Source organism: Thalassovita sp. ABM4_323 (assembly GCF_056158665.1).
In genome coordinates, this window is the sequence record NZ_JBSWTS010000007.1 from 2,609,389 (window position 1) to 2,631,699 (window position 22,311).

The 22,311-nt window shown below is 60.5% G+C and carries 24 protein-coding genes and 1 tRNA gene; 11 read left to right on the forward strand and 14 right to left on the reverse strand.

Translation table 11 applies throughout. The features are described from left to right. The first annotated feature begins 11 nt into the window (after nucleotides 1–11). The gene (locus ACXADQ_RS15320; protein ID WP_475322571.1) at nucleotides 12–1,181 is read left to right on the forward strand and encodes an FAD-dependent oxidoreductase; all 1,170 of its coding nucleotides are present in this window, start codon (nucleotides 12–14) and stop codon (nucleotides 1,179–1,181) included. A 3-nt stretch (nucleotides 1,182–1,184) separates the two neighbouring features. Here ACXADQ_RS15320 and xth read toward each other — a convergent pair whose 3' ends face one another. Beyond that, on the reverse strand, nucleotides 1,185–1,991 hold the full coding sequence (xth, locus tag ACXADQ_RS15325) for an exodeoxyribonuclease III (RefSeq protein WP_475322575.1): 807 nt from the start codon (nucleotides 1,989–1,991) through the stop codon (nucleotides 1,185–1,187). Nucleotides 1,992–2,114: 123 nt separating this feature from the next. Further along, a complete protein-coding gene (locus ACXADQ_RS15330) occupies nucleotides 2,115–2,438 on the reverse strand; it encodes a HesB/IscA family protein (protein ID WP_475322577.1) in 324 nt (107 codons plus the stop codon). A gap of 95 nt (nucleotides 2,439–2,533) precedes the next feature. Between ACXADQ_RS15330 and ACXADQ_RS15335 the strand changes: the two genes are divergently transcribed. The 7 genes from ACXADQ_RS15335 to ACXADQ_RS15365 all read left to right on the forward strand — a co-directional run bounded on the left by ACXADQ_RS15335 (nucleotide 2,534) and on the right by ACXADQ_RS15365 (nucleotide 9,211). Next, complete coding sequence (locus ACXADQ_RS15335; protein WP_475322581.1) at nucleotides 2,534–3,721, forward strand: deoxyguanosinetriphosphate triphosphohydrolase; 1,188 nt, start codon at nucleotides 2,534–2,536, stop codon at nucleotides 3,719–3,721. A gap of 69 nt (nucleotides 3,722–3,790) precedes the next feature. Then, nucleotides 3,791–5,536, forward strand: a complete 1,746-nt coding sequence (gene argS / locus ACXADQ_RS15340) for an arginine--tRNA ligase (protein ID WP_475322584.1) — start codon at nucleotides 3,791–3,793, stop codon at nucleotides 5,534–5,536. Between the two features lie 66 nt (nucleotides 5,537–5,602). Next, on the forward strand, nucleotides 5,603–6,499 hold the full coding sequence (locus ACXADQ_RS15345) for an SPOR domain-containing protein (RefSeq protein WP_475322588.1): 897 nt from the start codon (nucleotides 5,603–5,605) through the stop codon (nucleotides 6,497–6,499). Then, nucleotides 6,475–7,485: a beta-N-acetylhexosaminidase gene (nagZ, locus tag ACXADQ_RS15350; RefSeq protein WP_475322592.1), complete on the forward strand. Its 1,011-nt coding sequence runs from the start codon at nucleotides 6,475–6,477 to the stop codon at nucleotides 7,483–7,485. Before ACXADQ_RS15345 ends, nagZ begins: the two co-directional genes overlap by 25 nt. A gap of 6 nt (nucleotides 7,486–7,491) precedes the next feature. Further along, nucleotides 7,492–8,313 carry a segregation and condensation protein A gene (locus tag ACXADQ_RS15355; protein ID WP_475322596.1) on the forward strand — a complete coding sequence of 274 codons (822 nt, stop codon included), beginning with the start codon at nucleotides 7,492–7,494 and terminating at the stop codon, nucleotides 8,311–8,313. Next, nucleotides 8,306–8,953 (forward strand): SMC-Scp complex subunit ScpB, encoded by a 648-nt coding sequence (gene scpB, locus ACXADQ_RS15360; RefSeq protein WP_475322600.1) that lies wholly within the window; start codon nucleotides 8,306–8,308, stop codon nucleotides 8,951–8,953. The genes ACXADQ_RS15355 and scpB overlap by 8 nt, the downstream gene beginning before the upstream one ends. A 72-nt stretch (nucleotides 8,954–9,025) precedes the next feature. Then, nucleotides 9,026–9,211: a hypothetical protein gene (locus ACXADQ_RS15365; RefSeq protein ID WP_475322604.1), complete on the forward strand. Its 186-nt coding sequence runs from the start codon at nucleotides 9,026–9,028 to the stop codon at nucleotides 9,209–9,211. Here the strand turns inward: ACXADQ_RS15365 and ACXADQ_RS15370 are convergent. From ACXADQ_RS15370 to ACXADQ_RS15415, 10 genes are all read right to left on the reverse strand, one after another. Further along, the gene (locus ACXADQ_RS15370; RefSeq protein ID WP_475322608.1) at nucleotides 9,186–10,349 is read right to left on the reverse strand and encodes an MFS transporter; all 1,164 of its coding nucleotides are present in this window, start codon (nucleotides 10,347–10,349) and stop codon (nucleotides 9,186–9,188) included. The genes ACXADQ_RS15365 and ACXADQ_RS15370 overlap by 26 nt on opposite strands. A gap of 72 nt (nucleotides 10,350–10,421) precedes the next feature. Next, complete coding sequence (locus tag ACXADQ_RS15375) at nucleotides 10,422–11,504, reverse strand: 2'-deoxycytidine 5'-triphosphate deaminase (protein ID WP_475322612.1); 1,083 nt, start codon at nucleotides 11,502–11,504, stop codon at nucleotides 10,422–10,424. A 108-nt stretch (nucleotides 11,505–11,612) separates the two neighbouring features. Continuing rightward, entirely contained in the window at nucleotides 11,613–12,413 is an 801-nt protein-coding gene (locus ACXADQ_RS15380; protein WP_475322616.1) for a crotonase/enoyl-CoA hydratase family protein, read from the reverse strand. Between the two features lie 178 nt (nucleotides 12,414–12,591). Then, nucleotides 12,592–12,668, reverse strand: a tRNA-Pro gene (locus ACXADQ_RS15385). Between the two features lie 66 nt (nucleotides 12,669–12,734). Continuing rightward, the gene (locus ACXADQ_RS15390) at nucleotides 12,735–13,553 is read right to left on the reverse strand and encodes a MerR family transcriptional regulator (protein ID WP_475322620.1); all 819 of its coding nucleotides are present in this window, start codon (nucleotides 13,551–13,553) and stop codon (nucleotides 12,735–12,737) included. 18 nt (nucleotides 13,554–13,571) lie between these two features. Further along, a complete protein-coding gene (gene ihfA, locus ACXADQ_RS15395; RefSeq protein ID WP_475322624.1) occupies nucleotides 13,572–13,874 on the reverse strand; it encodes an integration host factor subunit alpha in 303 nt (100 codons plus the stop codon). 107 nt (nucleotides 13,875–13,981) lie between these two features. After that, the gene (locus tag ACXADQ_RS15400; protein WP_475322628.1) at nucleotides 13,982–14,956 is read right to left on the reverse strand and encodes a beta-ketoacyl-ACP synthase III; all 975 of its coding nucleotides are present in this window, start codon (nucleotides 14,954–14,956) and stop codon (nucleotides 13,982–13,984) included. An 18-nt stretch (nucleotides 14,957–14,974) separates the two neighbouring features. Next, nucleotides 14,975–16,057 carry a phosphate acyltransferase PlsX gene (plsX, locus tag ACXADQ_RS15405; protein ID WP_475322632.1) on the reverse strand — a complete coding sequence of 361 codons (1,083 nt, stop codon included), beginning with the start codon at nucleotides 16,055–16,057 and terminating at the stop codon, nucleotides 14,975–14,977. Nucleotides 16,058–16,080: 23 nt separating this feature from the next. Next, on the reverse strand, nucleotides 16,081–16,287 hold the full coding sequence (gene rpmF / locus ACXADQ_RS15410) for a 50S ribosomal protein L32 (protein WP_475322636.1): 207 nt from the start codon (nucleotides 16,285–16,287) through the stop codon (nucleotides 16,081–16,083). Between the two features lie 152 nt (nucleotides 16,288–16,439). Further along, on the reverse strand, nucleotides 16,440–16,991 hold the full coding sequence (locus tag ACXADQ_RS15415; RefSeq protein ID WP_475322640.1) for a YceD family protein: 552 nt from the start codon (nucleotides 16,989–16,991) through the stop codon (nucleotides 16,440–16,442). Between the two features lie 100 nt (nucleotides 16,992–17,091). Between ACXADQ_RS15415 and ACXADQ_RS15420 the strand changes: the two genes are divergently transcribed. From ACXADQ_RS15420 to ACXADQ_RS15430, 3 genes are all read left to right on the forward strand, one after another. Next, nucleotides 17,092–17,547, forward strand: a complete 456-nt coding sequence (locus ACXADQ_RS15420) for an outer membrane protein assembly factor BamE (RefSeq protein ID WP_475322644.1) — start codon at nucleotides 17,092–17,094, stop codon at nucleotides 17,545–17,547. A 127-nt stretch (nucleotides 17,548–17,674) separates the two neighbouring features. After that, nucleotides 17,675–18,409: a GNAT family N-acetyltransferase gene (locus ACXADQ_RS15425; RefSeq protein ID WP_475322649.1), complete on the forward strand. Its 735-nt coding sequence runs from the start codon at nucleotides 17,675–17,677 to the stop codon at nucleotides 18,407–18,409. A gap of 40 nt (nucleotides 18,410–18,449) precedes the next feature. After that, on the forward strand, nucleotides 18,450–20,258 hold the full coding sequence (locus ACXADQ_RS15430) for an ABC-F family ATP-binding cassette domain-containing protein (RefSeq protein ID WP_475322653.1): 1,809 nt from the start codon (nucleotides 18,450–18,452) through the stop codon (nucleotides 20,256–20,258). A gap of 49 nt (nucleotides 20,259–20,307) precedes the next feature. Here ACXADQ_RS15430 and ACXADQ_RS15435 read toward each other — a convergent pair whose 3' ends face one another. Further along, nucleotides 20,308–21,063, reverse strand: coding sequence for an SDR family NAD(P)-dependent oxidoreductase (locus tag ACXADQ_RS15435; RefSeq protein WP_475322658.1), 756 nt, complete (start codon nucleotides 21,061–21,063; stop codon nucleotides 20,308–20,310). Nucleotides 21,064–21,125: 62 nt separating this feature from the next. Further along, a complete protein-coding gene (locus ACXADQ_RS15440; RefSeq protein WP_475322662.1) occupies nucleotides 21,126–22,193 on the reverse strand; it encodes an AbrB family transcriptional regulator in 1,068 nt (355 codons plus the stop codon). Nucleotides 22,194–22,311 lie beyond the last annotated feature (118 nt).

A 22,311-nucleotide genomic window follows, 5' to 3' on the forward strand; every position in this document is an offset into this window, starting at 1 on the left:
TCAGGGGTGATATGAGTTTGTTGGGGATGAAAATCGTGGTGATCGGCGCTGGGATTGCCGGTCTGGCCGTGGCGCGCGCCCTGGCGATGCGCGGGGCCTCGGTCACGGTTCTGGAACAAGCCTGCGAGATCACCGAAGTCGGCGCGGGGCTGCAAATCAGCCCCAACGGATTCGCCATTCTGGACGCGCTAGGGTTGGGCCAGGGCTTGGCCGAAACCGCCGTTCAGGCCCAGGCTGTATCGCTGCGTGATTTTCGCAAGGGCGAGGTCACCCGGTTGGATCTGACCCAGTTGAAAAACCGGAACTACTTTTTCGTACACCGTGCCGATCTGATTGATCTGTTGGCCGCAGGCGCGCGGGATTGCGGTGTGAAGATCCGCCTGTTGCAGCATGTCGACAAGGTGGTCCCCGGATCGCGCCCCGAGGTACAGCTGAAATCGGGTACCGTGCTGCATCCGGATCTGGTGATCGGTGCGGATGGGTTGCATTCGCCAACCCGCACGGCGCTGAACGGCGCGGATCAGCCCTTCTTTACCAAACAGGTTGCCTGGCGCGCGACGATTCCCAACACCCTGCAGCTGCCCCCTGTCGCACGGGTGCATATGGGACCGGGGCGCCATGTGGTCAGCTATCCTCTGCGCAAGGGGCAGCTGGTCAATATCGTCGCTGTTCAGGAACGCCAGCAATGGGTCGAGGAAAGCTGGACACACAGCGACTCGGCAGACAATCTGCGTGCAGCTTTTGCGGATTTTGGGCCAGAGGTGCAGCAAATGCTGGCCGCGGTCGAGGATGTCAAACTGTGGGGGCTGTTCCGCCACCCGGTTGCGGGTCAATGGTTCGGTGAAAACACCGCAATTCTGGGCGATGCGGCGCATCCGACGCTGCCGTTTCTGGCGCAGGGGGCCTCGATGGGGCTGGAGGACGCCTGGGCCCTGGCCGAGGAGCTGTCACAAACTGACGACCCCAACGCAGGCCTTGCCGCCTATCAAACGCGGCGCCGGGCCCGAGCGTGCAAGGTGATTGATGCGGCTTCGGGCAATGCGTGGAAATACCATCTGGGGTTTGGGCCGCTGCGATTTGCCGCCCATTCTGCGCTGAAATTGGGCGGTGCGATCGCTCCGGGTAAAATGCTGCATCAATTCGATTGGTTGTACCTGCACGACGAAACGCGCCGCGCCTAAGGCTCAGGCGTCCAGCTCGACCCAGACCGGCACGTGATCCGACGGTTTTTCGCGCCCGCGAATACCGCGGTCGATCTGACAATCGCGCAGCAAGTCCGCACATTGCGGCGTCAGCAGGAAATGATCGATGCGAATGCCGTCATCCTTGTTCCACGCCCCGGCCTGATAATCCCAAAAGGAATAATGCCCAGGGCCCTGCGTGCGGGCGCGAAAGGCCTCGGTAAAGCCCAGGTTCAGGATCTCGCGATAAGCCGCGCGGCTTTCGGGGCGAAACAGGGCATCCTCGCGCCAGATCTCGGGGCGTTTGGCGTCTTCTTCCTGGGGGATGATGTTGTAATCCCCGGCCATGAGCGCGGGTATTTCATCCGCCAAAAGCTGTTCGGCACGGGCCTTGAGGCGTTTCATCCAGTCCAGTTTATAGGCGTATTTGCCCCCTTCGACGGGCGTGCCATCGGCGTTCAGTTCAACCGGGTTGCCATTGGGCAGATAGAGCCCGCACAGGCGGATCGCGGTTTTGCCGACCACCGTGGCCTCGATCCAGCGGGCCTGTTCGTCGCTGTCATCCCCCGGCAGGCCGCGTGTGACATCCTCGAGCGGGAGCTTGGACAGGATCGCCACCCCGTTGAAGCTTTTCTGACCATGGGTTTCGACGTTATAGCCGCGCTCTTCGAACATCTCGCGCGGGAAGTTTTCGTCGATGGATTTGATTTCCTGCAACAGGGCGACATCGGGCTGGGCCTCGTCCAGCCAATCGCCCAGCGCTTTCACGCGCGCCTTGATGCCGTTGATGTTGAAGGTGGCGATTTTCATGGCGGCTCTCCGTTCGGGTCTGCGGGATGTATGGCCCCAAGAGAGGGGAGCGCGCAAGAGCCCAGTGCGGCGTGTGGGTCAGGCCGGGCAATTGAGTATTTGCAGGAGCAAAGAAAGGGAAGGTCAGATCGAGAAGGAGGTGCCGCAGCCACAGGAGGCGGTTGCATTGGGATTGTCGATCACGAAACGCGCGCCGATCAGTTCTTCGGTAAAGTCGATGGTGGCGCCGGCCAGGAAGGGTAGGGAGGTGCTGTCGACCACGACTTTTTCCGCGCCATTGTCCAGGATCAGGTCATCCTCGGTGGGGGTGTCCAGTTTGATTTCATATTGAAATCCCGAACAGCCGCCGCCCTCGACCGCGATGCGCAGGGCCTGGCCTTGGGTCGCTGCGCCGATCTCGGACAGACGATCAAAGGCGCGCTCGGTCACTTTGGGGGGCAATTGCATGAATTTGGTGCTCCTGCACGGTTTTATTGGCGGGTGGGTTGGAATATAGGTTTGGTTAGGACAGGCGACAAGCACCAGTTAAGGACTCTTGAGGCATGGCAGCCCCATTTGCATCGGATCCGCGCAAAAGTCGCGGACGGTTGTATGACGAAAGCGAAAGCGCATTTCGGTCGTGTTTTCATCGGGATCGGGACCGGATCATTCATGCCAGCTCGTTTCGGAGGCTGAAGCACAAGACCCAGGTGTTTATCGAACATGAGGGTGATTATTTTCGCACCCGTCTGACCCATTCCATCGAGGTGGGGCAGGTGGCGCGGACCATGGCGGGGACGCTGGGGTTGAACCAGGAGCTGACCGAGGCCATCGCCTTGGCCCATGATCTGGGGCACACACCGTTTGGTCATACGGGCGAGGATGAGCTGGCTGAATTGATGGAACCCTATGGCGGGTTTGATCACAACGCGCAGGCCATTCGGATCGTGACGGCGCTGGAACGGCACTATGCCGAATGGGACGGGCTGAACCTGACCTGGGAGACTTTGGAAGGCATCGCCAAGCATAATGGGCCGGTGACGGGCGAGGTTCCCTGGGCCCTGGCCGGGTATAATGCCGGGCATGATCTGGAGCTGCACACCCATGCCAGCGCCGAGGCTCAGATCGCCGCCTTGTCCGATGATATCGCCTATAACAACCACGATCTGCATGATGGGCTGCGGGCCGAGCTGTTTTCAACCGACGAGCTGGCCGAGATGCCCATTCTGGATGGCTGCTTTGCCGAGGTGGATCAGTGCTATCCCGGTTTGAACTACTATCGTCGTCGCCACGAGGCGTTGCGCCGGTTCTTTGGCGTGCTGGTCGAGGACGTGCTTGCCACCACCAAGGCGAATTTGGATGATCTGAACCCTCAATCGGTCGAGGACGTGCGCCATGGCGGGCGGATGATGGTGCAATTCTCGCAGCCTTTGTGGGAAGACCTGAAAGTTATCCGCGAGTTCCTGTTTCATCGCATGTATCGCGCCCCCGAGGTGGTGGAAATCCGCAGCTATGTCAAAGGCGTGGTGCGCGAGCTGTTCGCTGTCTACATGGAACAGCCCGAGCTGTTGCCGCGACAATGGCGCAAGGATGTGGACGCGGCCCAGACCGAGGTGGCGCTGGCCAGGATTGTCTCGGACTATATTGCCGGGATGACCGACCGGTTTGCCCTGCAAGAGCACGAGCATCTGACCGGGCGCAAGGCGATTCCGGCCGGGCGGCGGGCGACACCGGTGCAGCGGGGCGGCTAAGGGGCGCGGGGGCGTTGACCTTTGGGCTTTGCGTGGTAAACCCCGGCCAAGCTGAAAAGGATGGAACCCATGAATCTCTTCACCGAAATGCGCGCCCTGGTGCTGGATGCGCTTGGCCAGATGGCTGTTGCAGGTGAGCTGCCCGAAGGTCTGGATCTGAAAAACGTGGCGGTCGAGCCTCCGCGTGATCCGGCGCATGGGGACATGGCGACCAATGCGGCGATGGTTCTGGCCAAGCCCGCGAAATCCAAACCCCGGGACATTGCCGAAAAGCTGGCCGCCCGTCTGGCCGCAGACCCGCGTATCACCAGCGCCGAGGTTGCCGGCCCCGGTTTCCTGAACCTGCGTTTGGACGCGGGGCAGTGGCACGGGATCGTCAAAACGGCGCTGAGCTCTGGCACCGCTTATGGTCGCTCGACCATGGGGCAGGGCAAAAAGGTGAACGTGGAATATGTCAGCGCCAACCCCACGGGCCCGATGCATGTGGGCCACACACGGGGCGCGGTGTTTGGCGACGCGCTGGCCAGTCTGCTGGATTACGTGGGCTATGACGTGACCCGCGAATATTACATCAACGACGGCGGCGCGCAGGTGAACGTGTTGGCGCGGTCAGCCTTTGAACGCTACCGCGAGGCCAACGGGTTGGAGCCAGAGATTGCCGAAGGCCTGTATCCTGGGGATTACCTGATCCCGGTCGGCGAGGCGCTAAAGGAAAAATACGGGGACAGCCTGCTGGACAAGCCCGAGGCCGACTGGCTGGCCGATGTGCGTGAATTCGCGACCGAAGCCATGATGGAGATGATCCGGGGTGATCTGGCGGCTCTGGGTGTCAAGATGGACACTTACTACAGCGAGAAATCGCTGTATGGCACCGGCCAGATCGAGGCCGCGCTGGAGCGTCTGAAAGGCCTGGGGCTGATCTACGAAGGTGTGCTGGAACCGCCTAAGGGCAAACTGCCCGAAGATTGGGAAGAGCGCGAGCAGACCTTGTTCAAATCCACCGAATACGGCGATGACGTGGACCGTCCGGTGATGAAATCGGATGGCTCGTGGACCTATTTCGCGCCCGACATCGCCTATCACTTCACCAAGATCGAGCGTGGCTTTGACCTGCTGATCGACGTGTTTGGCGCGGATCACGGCGGTTATGTCAAACGGATGAAGGCGGCGGTGGCGGCGCTGTCCGAACAGAAGGTCCCGCTGGATATCAAGCTGATCCAGCTGGTGAAGCTGTTCAAGAATGGCGAGCCCTTCAAAATGTCGAAACGGGCAGGGACCTTCGTGACCCTGCGCGACGTGGTCGAACAGGTGGGCGCGGACGTGACGCGCTTTCACATGCTGACCCGCAAAAACGACGCGCCTTTGGATTTTGACTTCGACAAGGTGCTGGAACAGTCCAAGGACAACCCGGTGTTCTATGTGCAATATGCGCATGCGCGCGTGTGCTCGGTCCTGCGGAAGGCGACCGAGGCCGGGATCACCCATGATGACGCAACGCTGGCGGCCGCCGATCTGTCCGGGCTGACCCACGACGCCGAGCTGACCGTTGCCAAAAAGCTGGCCGAATGGCCGCGCCTGGTGGAAATCGCGGGCCGCACCAACGAACCGCACCGGGTGGCGTTCTATCTGTATGAACTTGCCTCGGATTTCCATTCGCTGTGGAATTGCGGCAACGACGATCTGTCCCTGCGTTTCCTGCAAGAGGGCGACGCCGCCACCAGTCAGGCGAAAATCGCGCTGGCCCGGGCCGTAGCCGTTGTAATTGCAGCAGGTCTTGGTATTCTGGGCGTGAAACCGGCAGAAGAGATGCGCTAACGCACAACGCGCCGGTTGGGCAGAGCATGAAACCAGGGGCCGACGGGCCCCGGGCAAGAGGCGAACATGGCGCAGATACAGGCGGATGGGGGTTTTGACGCCCCCGAAAACGGCATCGCATTCGGAGCAATGGCAAACCTGGCCGGGGCAGCGGTTTCGCTGGCCCTTTTGGTGGGGGTCGGTGTCTGGGGCTATCAGTTGGTGACACGCGATGTCAGCGGCATCCCCGTTGTCCGCGCCGCCGAAGGCCCGATGCGCATTCAGCCAGACAATCCTGGCGGGGCCGCCGCCGCCAATCAGGGGCTTGCCGTGAACGCGGTTGCCGCCGAAGGAAGCGCCTCGAAACCTGCTGACAAGTTGATCCTCGCGCCCAAACCGATCACGCTGAGTGACGAAGACAAGCCGATTGGCGCGTTGCCCTCGGCCGAGGCGATGACCAGCCCCACGCCACAAGAGCCTGTCACCGAAGAGAAAATGTCGGTCGAAGACCTGGTCGCCAGCCTGACCAAAGACGCCGAACCCCTGCAAGAGGTCGCCCCGGTCACCGTGCCAGCGCCCAGCGTTGCTGAGCCTGCTCCTGAGGTGAAAATCGTACCGGGGGGGCTTGGCCGCTCCTTGCGTCCCAGTGCGCGCCCGGCGGGTCTGAAACCTGCGCCTGTGTCGGCACCGGTGGCCGCGGGTTCGGTGGATGTTGATCCGGCCTCGTTGCCCGCTGGCACGCGTCTGGCGCAGCTTGGCGCCTATGAAAGCGCCGAGGTCGCCCGCAAGGAATGGGACCGCCTGTTCGCCCGTTTTGGCGACTATATGGAAGACAAAAAGCGCGTGATTCAGCGCGCTGAAAGCGGCGGGCGCACCTTCTATCGCCTGCGCGCCCATGGCTTTGGCGATATCAATGATGCGCGGCGGTTCTGCTCGGCTTTGGTGGCTGAAAAGGCCGAATGTATCCCCGTGACCACCCGATGAATTTCGGCGCAACGATTCTGGATCCGCTGGGACTGCGGCTCAGCGCCGAGGAAAAAGCGTTCTTTCGCGACGCCGACCCGTTTGGCTTTATCCTGTTTGCCCGCAATCTGGACACGCCTGATCAGATCCGCGCGCTGTGTGCCGATCTGCGCGAGGCCGTGGGTCGCGATGCCCCCATCACGATCGACCAAGAGGGCGGACGCGTGCAGCGTCTGCGCGCGCCGGACTGGCGTCACTGGTTGCCTCCGCTGGAGTTCGTCCGGGCCGCCGCGGACCCTGCACAGGCCATGTATCTGCGCTATCGTCTGATTGCTCACGAGCTGCGCGCGCTGGGGATCGATATCAATTGCGCGCCCCTGGTGGATGTGGCCACCGAGTTGACCCATCCGTTCCTGTACAATCGCTGCTATGGCACCGAGGCCGGTATTGTGGCCACCTTGGGGCGTGCTGTGGCCGATGGGTTGCTGGATGGCGGGGTTCTGCCGGTGGTCAAGCACATCCCCGGACATGGGCGCGCGGTGGCGGACAGCCATCTGGAATTGCCCGTGGTCGAGGCAGACGCGGATACGCTCGGGTACGTGGATTTCGCACCGTTCCGGGCGTTGAATGACCTGCCGCTGGGGATGACGGCGCATTTGGTGTATCAGGCCTTCGATGACGCCCCGGCGACCTTGTCGGCCAAGATGATGGGGGTGATCCGCGATCAGATCGGCTTTGACGGGCTAATCATGACGGACGATCTGGGGATGAAGGCGCTTAGTGGCTCGCTGACCGACCTCAGCCAGCAGGCGCGCGCGGCGGGCTGTGATGTGATCCTGCATTGCAATGGCTCACTGGCCGATAAACAAGAGGTTGCCGCAGCAGCGGGACGGTTGGACGCAAAGGGCCAGCGCCGCGCCGAGGCCGCCCTTGCCGCCCGAAAACAGCCCGACGAGGTTGACATTCCTGCGCTCGAGGCCAAGCTGGACGCCTTATTGGACGGATAGGCGCGCATGGCGGACGACACCTTCGATCAGATGCCCGAGGGGCAGAACGAACTGTTCCAGGAACAGAGCGTCGCTGAACGTCTGGCCGCCGAGGCGCTGATCATCGACGTGGATGGATACGAAGGCCCGCTGGACCTGTTGCTGACGCTCAGCCGAACGCAAAAGGTGGACCTTCGCAAAATCTCGATCCTGGATCTGGCGCAGCAATATCTGGACTTTGTGGAACGCGCCAAGGCGCTTCGGTTGGAACTGGCGGCGGACTATCTGGTCATGGCCGCTTGGCTCGCGTTCCTGAAATCGCGCCTTCTGTTGCCGCCTGATCCCACCGAAGAGGGCCCCTCGGGCGAGGAATTGGCCGCGCATCTGGCCTTTCAGCTGGAACGCTTGCAAGCCATGCGCGAGGTGGCTGCCAAACTGATGGCGCGCGATCAGAAGGGCCGGGATTTCTTTGCACGCGGCATCCCCGAAGACGTCACCCGCGTGCGCAAAGTCACCTATTCGGCGACGCTGCTGGACCTGATGCAGGGCTATGCGCGCATCCGAACCCGCGACGAATTCCGCCCCTTCGTGATGGACCGCGAAAGCGTGTTCACGATGGAACAGGCGCTGGATCGCATCCGCGGCATGATCGGCTTTGCCGGCACCTGGACCGACATCAGCAGCTATTTGCCTCCGGGTTGGGGGGACGATCCGGTCAAGCGCCGCTCGGCCACGGCGGCGACCTTTGCGGCCTCGCTAGAGCTGGTCAAAGAGGGCAAAGCCGAAATTCGCCAATCGGGCACGTTCGAGCCCATTCAACTGCGCCGCAAGGAGACCCCCGATGGCTGAAGACATCAGCGACACCGGTGAAAGCCTGTTCGAAGCGCCCCCCATGGCCGAACAGGAACGCATGGTCGAGGCCATCCTGTTCGCCACCGCCGAGCCGATCACGGTCAAAGAGCTGGAATCGCGCATGCCGCATGGCTGCGATGCGCGCGAGGCGTTGGAACATCTGCGCAAACGCTATGAGGGGCGGGGCGTGAACGTGACCAAGGTTGGGGATGCCTGGGCCATTCGCACCGCGCCCGATCTTGGGTTCCTGATGCAAAAGGAAACGGTTGAAACCCGCAAACTTAGCCGGGCCGCGATCGAAACCCTGGCGATTATTGCTTATCACCAGCCCGTCACCCGCGCCGAGATCGAAGAAATCCGCGGCGTGTCCGTGTCGCGCGGCACCGTGGATCAGCTGTTGGAGATGGAGTGGATTCGCTTTGGTCGTCGCCGGATGACGCCTGGGCGGCCCGTGACCTTTGTGGTGACGCAGGAATTTCTGGATCATTTCGGCCTGGAAAGCGCGCGCGATCTACCGGGCCTGAAAGAGCTGCGCTCGGCCGGATTACTGGAAAGCCGCCCTCCGCCCACCTTGGGGGCACCCACAGGTGACGAGGACGACGACGATGATCAGACCGAGCTGTTCGACGACGACTGATCCGGCCCACTCTGCCCTAAAATGAGCGTATTTCTGCGCTATATACTGCACGAGTAGTCAGGAGACAGGGCAATGAATGCCAATCAAATCGTGAATATGGTGATGCGCATGGTTCTGCGCAAAGCGGTGAACAAGGGCGTCAACGCGGGCATCAACCGTATGGCCGGGGGCAATCCGCAAAAGGCCCGCCAGAACCAGCAAGCGCTGAAAGGTGCGAAACAGGCGGCCCGGGTTACTCGGCGGCTGAATAAGTTCTGAACCCACGTGGCCACAGGCTTTCGATGCAGGCGATGACCGCAAACAGCGCCGAAAAGCCCAGACAGGCCGCCAAGCCACCGATCTCGTAGGGCAAACGATACAGCAGCGCCCCGCCCACAACCGTGACATAGGTGACGGCTGAATTCATGCCCATGATCGCGCCACGCCGAAAGGGATCAATGTCGGTCAGGCGTTCGACAACCATATTCAACGCTAAATGCTGGAATACCCCCCAAACCAAGGCGATGGGCAGCAGCAATAAGAAGGCGTCGGCGGACAGGTCCATCAGCAAATAGATAACCGACAAACCTGCAAAGGCCAGTACCCCCGCAGTCCGGAGCGACACCATTTCGAGACGATGATTCAGGAACGAGGCCAGACCGAATCCGATTCCATAAAACATGGTCAGCGCGCCAGCAGCCGAGGTGCTGCGACCCAAATTCTCGACGATATGGCTGCCCAGATACAAATAGGCGCCGTTAAACGCCAGCATCAGCATCGCATTCGACAACAGACCGCGCCAGATGCCGGGCAATTGAAGGGCCGTAAACGGAGAGGACTGGATCTCGGATGTTTCGGACTGATCAGGGGCGAATTGGCATCGGCTTAGCAAGAACCAAACGATCGCAGTCAAGACAGCCATCAGCACGTAAACCCAATACCACCCCAGATAATCGGCCATCAATGCCGAGATCGTTACGCCTCCGATCAGGGAAAAGGTCCAGCCAGACAACACAAACCCTATGGTCTGCTTCTTTTGTCCCTCGGGGGCAACTTGGACGGCAAGAACATAAATTGTAGGCAAGGCGACGCCAGCGCCCAACCCGGCCAAGGCCTGCCCCAGGATCAACAAAGACACGTCCGGCGCAATCGCTGACACGGTCAGGGCCAAGACAAGAATGGCACAGGCCGCGCGCAGGGCGCGGTCCGGGCCGACCACATCCGCGCGGGGCGCCAGGAACAGCGCAGCCAAGGCCGTGCCCGTCCCATAGGCCGCAGCGGCGCATAAAATCGTTGCGACGTCAGTAGACAAATCCGCTGCGACTGCCGGTGCAATTGGTGGCAACACAAGGGAATTTGCCCCGATCACTGCCATCGCAGCCGTCAGTAGCGGAACCGTTCGCTGAAAAACTCTCATAAGTAGAGAGTAGGGCAGTCAAATCCCGTTACGTCAAGTGTTAACGATATCGGCGATCGCTTTACGCCAGTATTACTTTACGTCAACTGCGAAATGCTTGCTGAGTTTCAGCCCCTGGCCCTGGTAATTCGACGCAATTCCGGCGCCATACAGCTGCTGGGGAATTTCTGCCATTTTTTCATAGACCAACCGACCGACGACCTGCCCGTGCTCCAATGCAAAAGGGGCCTCGTGACAGCGCACTTCCAGCACCCCGCGCGAGCCAGCGCCACCAGCGGCAGCATGACCAAAGCCGGGATCAAAGAAGCCCGCGTAATGCACCCGGAACTCGCCCACCATGGCCAGATAGGGGGCCATTTCAGCGGCGTATTGCGGCGGGATATGCACGGCCTCGCGGCTGACCAGGATGTAGAACGCGCCGGGGTCCAGGATGATCTGGCCACTGGTGGTGCGGATTTCCTCCCAGTATTCGGCCGGGTCATAATGGCCAATCAGGTCCAGATCGATCACCCCGGTATGGGGCTTGGCGCGATAGCCAACCAGATCGCCGTTCGCGGGCTCCAGATCGACAGAAAACCCCAATCCTTCGCTGATCACGGCCTCGCCATCGACCAGGGGTGTTTTCGCATGCAGCGCGCCAAGATCGGCGTCGGACAGAACCGCCTGGCCTTGACGGAACCGAATCTGGTTCAGGCGCATCCCCGGACGCACCAGCACGGAAAAACTGCGCGGACAGATCTCGGCATACAGGGGGCCAGCATAGCCCGGCTGAATGCGGTCGAACTCTTCCCCGCCATCGGTGATGGTGCGGGTCAGCAGGTCCAGCCGTCCGGTCGAGCTTTTGGCATTGGCCACGGCCTGAATGCCCTGAGGCAGGTCCAGCGACTCCATCAGCTCGACGACGTAAACACACCCTTTTTCAAGCACATAGCCGCCGTTCAGGTCGATCTGATGCATCTCGAACCCGGCCAGTCTGTCGGCCACGGTCCGTCCATGCCCGGCCAGAAACGAGGCCCGCACCCGCCACGCGCGCGCGCCCAGGCGCAGGTCCAGGCTGGCGGGTTGGATCTGTTCGGGAATGATCGCAGGATTGGCGTGGATCTGGCCCGCGTCAATCATGGTTTCCAACTGTTGGCTGGGCAGCACACCGATCATCAGATTTCCCCCTTGGAATTGACCTGTCTTAGCAAATGAGGGGGCTGAAACAACAGGGAAAAGGGCCAAAATCGCAGCCCTGTTCCGTTGTTTGCACGGTCTTGCTGTTCAATCGGGGCGCACACGGGCCGCGGTTTTGTTCGCAAAGGCCTCTAACCGCCCGCGCGAGGCCGGCTGTGTGTTCACGATCCCAGCCACCACGGATTTGGCATAGGCCGCGTCCAGCGCAGACATGTTCTGCATATGGCTGATCGCCGAGCAGATCGCGAAATTAGACAGAGGTGGGTTTTCAGCGGCCGCACGCGCCAGATCATAGGCTTTGGCCTCGCTGTCCTCGACCAGGTATTGCGCCAGGCCGACCTGGATGGCCTCGTCCTGTTTGTACACGCGTCCGGTCAGCATCATATCGATCATTCGGGCTTTGCCGACCAGATCGGCCACGCGGATCGTGGCCCCACCACCGGTGAACAGGCCGCGCTGACCTTCGGGCAGGGCGAAATAGGTGCTTTGATCCGCCACGCGAATATGGGCCGAGCTGGCCAGTTCCAGCCCGCCCCCCACGACCGCGCCCTTCAGCGCCGCGATCACAGGGACGCCGCCATATTCCATCTTGTTGAAGGCTTCGTGCCAGCGCAGACAGACATGCATGAAGTCCTCGGGGCGGCGATCCTCTTGATGGTGTTCGACCAGGTCCAGACCGGCGCAGAAATGCGTGCCCTCAGCGCGCAGGACAACCGCGCGCGCCCCCATTCTGGGCAGCGAGGAGAACACCTCGATCAGTTCCTCGATCGTGTCCGCGTTCAAGGCGTTGCGCTTGCTTTCGCAATTCAGGGTCACCGTGGTGATTCCTTGCGAGTCCATCGTAACCAACAGATTTTCCAGCTGAAAATCATCGACGGTCTTGGCCATGGTGTCCCTTCCTTGACTGGCTGCAGATTGGCACCAGCTTGGGTTTTGGGAACGCGGAGTCAATAACGACGCTGGGTAAAAATGACCGATTGGTCGGTTTAGCTGTTGGGCAAAGAAAAACCGCCCCGACAGGTCGTGTACCAAAACGGACCTGTCGGGACGGCTCTTTTGGGGAAAATGGTCGGGCTAGCAGGACTCGAACCTGCGACCTTCCGTCCCCCAGACGGACGCGCTACCAGGCTGCGCTATAGCCCGACGGTTCGCTCTTCATACTGATTTTCCGGGCAGGGACAAGAGCGATTTCGCACTTTTTCAAACTAATCAGCCGGTCTGCATTCGATTGCTGAGCGCACGCAGTTTTTGCCGCAACTCGGACAGATGCGCCTGTTCCGAAGCGGGCAGGGGCGTTGTGGTCTTCCACAAGCGGGACAGGACGCCGGGCCCTTTGGTCGAGCTGGCCTCGACCGGGACCTCGACCATTTTGGGCGCGGGGCCAGCAGGCGGAGTTTCAACAGGGTCAGGCGTGATTTCCGCGTCGGCCTCAGGGTGTTTGGGCGCTTCTTCAGCGGCCGCAGGATCGAGCGCGTCAAACATGTTGAAGAAGGACGGCGCTTCGAAATCAGCCTCTGGCGCGGGCGGTTCCGATACTGCGGGCGGAGTTTCCTGTGACAAATCCTGAGGGATATCGTCTGGGGTTAGCTCTTCGACCGTCTTCTCATAGGTGGTCTGGGCCACTTCCTCCTCGGCGGCATCTGCACCATGGGGGAATTTCAGCAAAGTCGCACTTTCAGGTGTTTCAGCCTGGTCTTTCAGCGCGGCCACCTTTTCGGGCGAGGGCACCATCTGATCCGCCGGTGCAATCACGTCAAGAGACTGAGACAATTCGGCGACATGCGCCACGCCTTGTTCGCGCAGCAGCTTTTGCACGCCTTTGATGGTCATGCCGTCATCGTGCAACAATTTCTTGATGCCCCCCAGCAGCAGCATGTCCTCGGGGCGGTAATAGCGGCGCCCACCGGCGCGCTTGATCGGTTTAAGCTGCGTGAACTTGCTTTCCCAAAAGCGCAACACGTGGGTCGGGCGGTCCAGCCACTCGGCGACTTCGCTGATGGTACGAAACGCGTCGGGGGATTTGGTCATGTTACCGCCCCCCGGAAATTAGGATTTGTTGCCTGTGGCGACCCGCTCTTTCATCAGGTGAGAGGGGCGGAACGTCAGCACGCGACGTGGATTGATCGGAACCTCTTCGCCGGTCTTGGGGTTGCGGCCCACGCGGGCGGCCTTTTCACGCACCGAGAAAGTGCCAAAGGACGAGATTTTGACCTGTTCGCCGTCGACCAGGGCATCCGACATATGTTGCAGAACGCTTTCCACCAGCTGGCTGGCATCATTGCGCGACAAACCGACCTCACGAAAAATCGCGTCGCTCAGGTCCATACGTGTCAGAGTTTTCTCGCTCATATCAATCCCCTAGTTTGGGACACCATGCTGCAAGCCAATTTCCGAGTCAATATCAATGGCTTGCCCCACGCAGTTTCAGCACGCTGGTGCACGCCACTGTTGCAGGCTTACCAGCGCAGCACGACCGAGCCCCAGGCCAAACCACCCCCGATTGCTTCGGTGACCAGCAGATCGCCGGGTTTGATCTTGCCTTCTTCGACACCAACCGACAGCGCCAGCGGGATCGAGGCCGCCGAGGTGTTGCCATGTTTGTGCACGGTGACGATCACGTTTTCCATCGGCACGCCCAACTTTTTGGCGGTGCCCTGAATGATGCGGATATTGGCCTGGTGCGGCACGATCCAGGCCACATCATCATCGGAAAGTCCGATTTTTTCCAAGGCATTAGTCGCCGTTGTGGTCAGTTTTTCGACCGCTTGGCGGAACAGCAGGTTGCCCTGCATCCGCAGTTTGCCCGAGGTGCCGCTGGTCGAAACGCCACCGTCGACATACAGCATATCGCGATAGCGTCCGTCCGAATTCAGATCTGCCGACAGAATACCCCGATCCGAAGTGTCGCCGGTGCCGTCCTCGGCCGCCAGGATCACAGCGCCAGCGCCGTCTCCGAACAGAACACAGGTCGCGCGATCCTCCCAATCCATGATCCGGCTGAAGGTTTCCGCGCCGATCACTAGCACCCGCTTGGCCTGCCCAGACAGAATCAGCGCGTTGGCATTGGTCAGCGCGTATACAAAGCCCGCGCAGACGGCCTGAACGTCAAAGCCAAAGCCTCGTGTCATGCCCAGTTTGTCCTGCACCATGGTGGCAACAGAGGGAAAGGTCAGATCCGGGGTCGAGGTCGCGACCACGACGGCATCGATGTCATCGGCGCTAAGCCCGGCATTTTTCAATGCCGCCTGTGCCGCATAGGTGGCCAAATCCGAGGTCGCCTCGTCATCGGATGCGAAATGTCTTTGTTCAATGCCAGACCGGGCGCGAATCCACTCGTCACTTGTATCAAGTGTCTTCTCGAACTCGCTGTTCGGAACAATTCTCTCTGGCAGGTAGTGCCCAACGCCCTGCACAACGGCGCGTAGTGTCATTTTGTTCGCTGCTTTCCGCTACTCTGTGTCGGCATTCTTAGCTTGTGCAGTGGCGGATGCAACCCGCGCGGCAAGTTTCTCTGAAAAGCCGGACTGAGACAGCTGGAATGCCAGCTTGACCGCGGCCGAAACCCCGGTCGCATCGGCAGACCCATGGGATTTCACCACGGTGCCGTTCAGACCCAGGAATACGCCACCGTTCACACGACGCGGATCAATACGTTTGCGCAGACGTTGCAACGAGGTCAGCGCCAGTACCGAGGCCAGCTTGGACAGGAACGAATACCGGAAGGCCTCGCGCATCAGATCGCCGATCAGGCTGGCGGTGCCTTCGCCGGTTTTCAGCGCGATATTGCCGGTAAAGCCATCCGTGACGATCACATCACAGGCATCACCGGGAATATCGCCGCCTTCGACGAAGCCGACGAACTCGAAATCGGCCTTGGGGGCGGCATCGGCGATCAGGTCATGCGCGGCTTTCAGCTCGGCACGTCCTTTGTGCTCTTCGGTGCCGACATTCAGCAGACCGATGCGGGGCCGTTCCAGCGACATGCCGTTGCGCGCATAGGACGTGCCCATCAACGCGTATTGCAGCAAATCCTGTTCGTCCGCGCGGATATCAGCGCCCACGTCCAGCATCACATTGAACCCTTGTGGATTACGAGAGGGCCACAGAATTGCAATCGCAGGGCGGTTCACGCCGGGTAGCTTGCGCAGGCGGATCATGCTCAGCGCCATCAGGGCGCCGGTGTTGCCACAGGACACGCACACATCAGCCTCGCCATCGCGCACCGAATTCAGGGCCGACCACATCGAGGTTTTCTTACCATGGCGCATCACCTGAGAGGGCTTGTCCTCCATGGTGACAACGTCCTGGGCATCGCGAATCTGAACCCGGCCCTCAAGCGGCTTGCGCTTGGCGACCAGCTGTTCCAGCTCGTTCTTGGGGCCGTGCAGGATAAACCCGATGTCAGGGTTCACGGCGGCAGAATCAGAAATACCGGCGACAACTGCCGCCGGTCCCCGGTCTCCGCCCATAGCATCGACAGAGATGATGGTGCGCCCGGCACCCGCCTTCGTCTGATCATTCTGAACGGACATGCGGACGCCGGTCCCCGATAGGTTTATGCTGCGTCTTCGTCCAGCTCGATCTCGTCGGCCATGGCGACCACTTCACGGTCGGCATAGTGGCCACACGAGGGGCAGACGTGGTGCGGGCGTTTCAGCTCGCCACAGTTGGGGCACTCGTTCGGGTTTGCCGCTACCAGCGCGTCATGTGCGCGGCGGTTGTTGCGGCGCGACTTGCTTACTTTGTTCTGTTGGACAGCCATGTCACAATCTCAATTTGCTGTGGGCGTGTCGCCCGGTTTCACGTGGGTGCGTGGCTCATATTCGGTCAAAGCCGACATGTCCAACCCAAAATTCGGATGAGGGGCGGAAAATACTGCGATTTCTTAAAGTCGCAAGTGTTTTTTCACCTCTTTCAATCTTCTTTGTCCTGCAACTGCTCGCGCAGGGCGGCCAGACCGGCAAATGGCTTAAGATCAGCGTCACTTAGCGCCTCTTTGCCCGGTTCAGTATGGATGGATTCGCCCAGAATGGCCCCGTCGGCCCGCGGATACAGGGGCAGGGCCAGCGCCAGGGCCTCGATCATCACCACGGCCGGGTCGATTTCCGCGCCCAACGGTTCGATCGAGTCGTCCTCAGCCATCTCGATTTCTTCCTCATCACCAGAATCATCGGGCATATTGGCAAGGAATCGCCGGGTCACGGGTTCTTCGAGGCGGGTCGTCACCGGGTCCAGTGTCACCACGCAATCCTGGATCACGGTCGCGCCCAGGTCGGCCTCTAGCCGCCAGTCACGTTTCCCCTCGGCCACGATCTGCCCCTTGAAACGCAGCTTACGCAGCCCCCGCAGGCCAAGTTCGGTGGCTATGGCCGACAGGGTCTCCGTATCGGGCACCAGCTCGAACCGGGTGGGCTTGGATTGCGGCAAATCAGCGACGCGCAGGGCTTGAGTTGGCATCTTTGTCATCAGGCTTGGGGCTTCCTTAACTTGAACAGAGCTCGTTCCTTCTGTAATCGGATTAAAAGGCAGGCGATGCCAATACAAGAGGCTACCACAGGGAGCAGCCATGTCGCGCATGGGCAAATCGATCAGAATCGCAGTCATGGGCGGCGCATTGGCCGCGCTGATGGCCTGTACGGCGCAGTTCCGCAATCACGGATATGTGCCGCATCCAGATGATCTGGCGAATGTGGTTGTGGGAATTGACACCCGTGACAGTGTGGCCGAAACCGTGGGTACGCCCTCGACCGGCGGCATTCTGGACAATAGCGGATACTACTACGTGCGCTCTCGCGTGCGTCACTATTCCTATCAGGCCCCCAAGGTGATCGACCGCGAGGTCGTGGCCATCACCTTTAATAACCGCGGTGTGGTCAGCAATATCGAACGCTACGGGCTGGAGGACGGCAAAGTCGTGCCGCTGGATCGGCGCGTGACCGACAGCCCTGTCGCCAATCTTAGCTTCTTGCGGCAGCTTCTGGGCAGCCTGGGCAAATTCAACGCGGCTGACTTCGTCGAATAAGCAAAGCCTCGCGCATAGGTCCATTTAAGACCTTGATCCGCCTGTCGTCACATCCTTGATACATGTGGTATGCTAGGGCGAGCCAAAAGGCCGCCCAAGCCGCCATGACCGGTACAGGATCAGTCCGATGCAGTTGATGAACAAAGGCCGCTATCAGGCGCGGCTTGCTGACACCCCAGCCGATATTCAGGCCGCGCAATCTCTGCGTCATCTGTGTTTTCGCGGGGAACCGGCCGGACGGGATGCCGACGAATTCGACGGGATTTGCGATCATGTGCTGATCGAAGAGGCGCGCTCGGGGCAGCTGATGTGTACCTTTCGGTTCCTGCCCCTGTCGGATGGCGGAGAGATCGGCCGCAGCTATGCCGCCCAGTTCTACGAGCTATCGGCGCTTCAGGCGTTTTCAGGCCCCATGGTCGAGATGGGGCAATTCTGTATCCATCCTGAGATCAACGACCCGGATATCCTGCGCGTGGCCTGGGGGGCGATGACGAAATTCGTGGATGACAATGGAATTGAGATGCTGTTTGGCTGCTCTTCGTTTCATGGCACAGATGAACAGGAATACCTGGACAGTTTTGCGATGCTGAAAGAGCGCCACCTGGCCCCACGGCGATGGCTGCCACGTGTGAAGGCGCCTCAGGTCTTTAAATTCGCCCAAAAACTGCGGCGCAAGCCGGATGCGAAAAAGGCGATGCTGCGAATGCCGCCCTTGCTGCGGACGTATCTGCTGATGGGCGGATGGGTCAGTGATCACGCGGTGGTGGATCGGCACATGAACACGCTGCATGTTTTCACCGGGCTGGAAATCAATGCGATTCCCCCGGCGCGGAAACGGTTGTTGCGCGGGGTCGCGGGCTAATCCACTTGACCTTGCAAAGGTGGCTGGTTAGCTGCGCGGTATGGCACGTGCACCTCTTCTTCAGCTCACCGATATTTCGCTGACATTCGGCGGAAATCCTGTTTTTCATGATCTTTCGCTGGTGGTTCAGCCCGGGGATCGGGTGGCGCTGGTGGGGCGCAATGGTTCAGGCAAATCGACCCTGATGAAAGTGATGGCCGGGTTGGTCGAGGCCGACAGCGGTGCGTGTATTGTACCGCCCGGTATTCGCGTCGGCTATATGGAGCAAGACCCGGATATGACCGGCTTTGCCACGCTTGGCGATTTTGCCACCAGCGGGCTTGAGGCCTCGGAGATGTACAAGGTTGAGATGGCTGGCGAGGGGCTGAAGTTTGATCCGGCCCGCGCCGTTGAAACCGCCTCGGGGGGCGAGCGACGCCGCGCGGCGCTGGCCAAGCTGATGGCCGAGGCGCCCGAGCTGATGCTGCTGGACGAGCCGACCAACCACCTAGACATCGAAGCCATCGCCTGGCTTGAGAATGAGTTGAAACAGACCCGCGCGGGCTATGTTTTGATCAGCCACGACCGGGCTTTTTTGCGTGAACTTACCCGCGCAACCCTTTGGATTGACAGGGGAATGGTGCGCCGCCAAGAACGTGGTTTCGAAGATTTCGAGGCCTGGCGCGACAAGGTTTGGGACGACGAAGACATGCAGCGCCACAAGATGGATCGCAAGATCAAATCCGAAGGGCGTTGGGCGGTCGAAGGCATCAGCGCACGGCGCAAACGCAACCAGGGGCGCTTGCGGGCGTTACATGCGTTGCGGGCGGAACGCTCGGCACAAATCCGGCGACAGGGCACCGCCGCGATGGAGCTGTCCTCGGCGCCGAAATCCGGCAAGAAAGTCATCGAAGCTGATAATATTACAAAGGCTTACGGGGAAAAGGTGATCCTGAAACCCTTCTCGATCAAGATCGAGCGCGGGGATCGCGTGGCCTTTGTCGGACCCAATGGTGTGGGTAAAACCACGCTGCTGAAAATGCTGATGGGGCAGGAAATCCCGGACAGCGGGACGGTGAAGCTGGGCACCAACCTTCTGCCTGCGATCTTTGATCAGTCCCGCGCACAGCTGGACCCGGAAATGTCCCTGTGGGAAAGCCTGGCAGGCGATCCTGAGATGCGCGTCTCGGGTAAGGCCGATCAGATCATGGTGCGCGGGCAGCCCAAACATGTGGTCGGGTACCTAAAGGAATTCCTGTTCGACGAACGGCAGGCAAGAGCGGCCGTTAAGTCTTTGTCAGGGGGCGAAAAAGCGCGTCTGTTGCTGGCCAAGCTGATGGCCCGTGAAAGCAACATTCTGGTGCTGGACGAACCCACGAACGATCTGGACATCGAAACGCTGGACCTGCTGCAAGAGCTGCTGGACGACTTTGACGGCACGGTCCTGCTGGTCAGCCACGATCGGGATTTTCTGGACCGTGTGGCGACCCAAACCGTCGCGATGGAGGGCGATGGGCGGGCCACCGTCTATGCGGGCGGGTGGAGCGATTATCGCGCTCAGCGCCAAGACTCCGGACCTGACAAACCAGCCAAAGACAAGCCTGCAAAAAAGAAGACCGAGACAAAGGCCGAGAAGGCCAGCGAAGGGCTGAGCTTTACCGAAAAACACCGGTTGGAGGCGCTGCCGGGCGTGATCGAACGGCTGGAGGCCGAGATCGCCAAGCTGGAAGAATTCCTGATGGATCCCGATCTGTTCACCAAAGAACCGGTCAAGTTCAAAAAGGCCAGCGAGGCCCTGGCCGAACGTCAGCAGGCGCTGGCTGCGGCCGAAGAAGAGTGGCTGGTTCTGGAAGAAAAAGCCGCCGGATAGGGGCGGATTGGGGCTGGGGCGCGCCGAATTTCAGCGCGCCACCAATAGGTTACTTCATGCGCAGGGCGCCATCGATGCGGATGGTCTCGCCGTTCAGATAGCCGCATTCGCAGATGAAACGCGCCAGCGAGGCATATTCACGCGGATCGCCCAGACGCTTGGGGTTGGTCACGTCCACGGCCAACTGGTCACGCACCTCTTCGGGCAGGCTCATCAGCATGGGGGTCAGGAAAATGCCCGGTGCGATGGCCATCACGCGGATGCCTTCACGTTGCAGATCGCGCGCCATGGGCAGGGTGCCCGACACGATGCCGCCCTTGGAGGCAGCATAGCCGACCTGGCCCTTCTGACCGTCAAATGCCGCGACAGAGGCGGTCGAGATGATCACACCACGCTGTCCGTCCTCGGTGGGGTCGTTCTTGGCCATGGCGGCCGCGGCCAGACGGGCCACGTTGAACGAGCCAACCAGGTTCACGTTCAGAATGCGCTGGTAGTGTTCCAGGCTGTGCGGGCCGTCTTTGCCCAGAGTTTTCTCGGCGGTGCCGATGCCGGCGCAGTTGATGGCGGTATTGACCTTGCCCATCGCCGCAACAGCGGTGTCGATGGCGTTTTGCACTGACTCTTCGCTGCTGACGTCGGTTTCCACAAAGGTGCCGCCGATCTCGGCTGCGACCTTGGGGCCGCGTTCGGAATCGCGGTCCAGCAGGGTGACCTTGGCGCCCGATTCCGCGAACAGGCGGGCGGTTGCTTCGCCCAGGCCCGACGCGCCTCCGGTGATCACGGCGCAGGTTTCATTCATTTGCATGGTGACGTCCTCTCTCGTCTAATAAATGAACACATGTTCATTCAAGGGTGGTTCGTGTGAAGTCAAGTCCTCTTGCGGTCCATGAAACGGACGACGGCGGTCATTTCGATGACCGTCAGGATGATGCGATAGATATGATGGAGCGTTACAATGGCCGGGTTGGCGTGCAGCGACAGGGCGATCAGGGCCATTTCGGTCACGCCGCCAGGCGCGAACGAGATCAGCAACACGTCCACGGGCAGGCCGGTGATGGGCACCAGAATGATCGCGCAGATCAGGCCCAGCCCCAGCATCGCGGATACAGACAGTATCGACAGCCACGAAGCCCGCAGCAGCGCATCGCGCTTGAGCCCGACAAAGCGCACCCCAAGGCTGGTTCCGATCACCACCTGGCACAGGTTGATCACCCATTGGGGCACGGCCAGATCGGCAAAGCCGCTGACGGTCACGATGGCAGCCACAACCAGGGGGCCGGTCAATTGACCTGCGGGGATGCGCAATCCTCTGCCGATCACCAGACCAATTACCCCCAGCAGCAGCACCATGGGCATCGCGTGCAGATCCGTCCCGGCCTCGGCCAGGCTGATCCCCGAGGCCGACCCGACCGGCGCGCCATACCACAGCGACATCCCGATCGGCATCAGGGTGATCACGGCGATGATCCGCAGGAACTGCTGAATGGTGAGGACCGCGATGTTGGCCCCGGCCTGCTCTCCCATGGCGATGGATTCAATCAAGCCGCCGGGCGTCCCCGAATAGAACGCGGTCGGGTGATCATAGCCACCGGCCCGGCGAAAAATCTGGTAATTCATCCAATGCGCCACGCAGCAAAACACTGTCAGCAGGGCAAACGAGGGCAGATAGCCGGACAGCGAAGAGATAACCTCGGGCGTGACGCGCGTGCCGATGGTGACGCCGATGACCGACATAAAGACCATGCGGAACTTCATCGGAAACTTATAGCCCTGCGGTACTTTATCGAACCAAAACAAGGCGATAATGGCTGTCGTGATCAGGCTGCCCAGCATATAGGGCAGCGGCGTATGCAGGAACGAGGCGATAAAGCCTCCGACACCGGCGATTGCCATCAGGATCAATGTGGTCAGCGCGGTCGTCATTGGTGTCGTCATAAAAGGCTCATAGGTATATAGCTATATGTCATAACAATATGCGTAGCACAAGAGAAATGGCCGCGCAGGCGCACCGCCATGTCTAACTGTCTGGCATAAATTAGCAAAGGAAATGGCA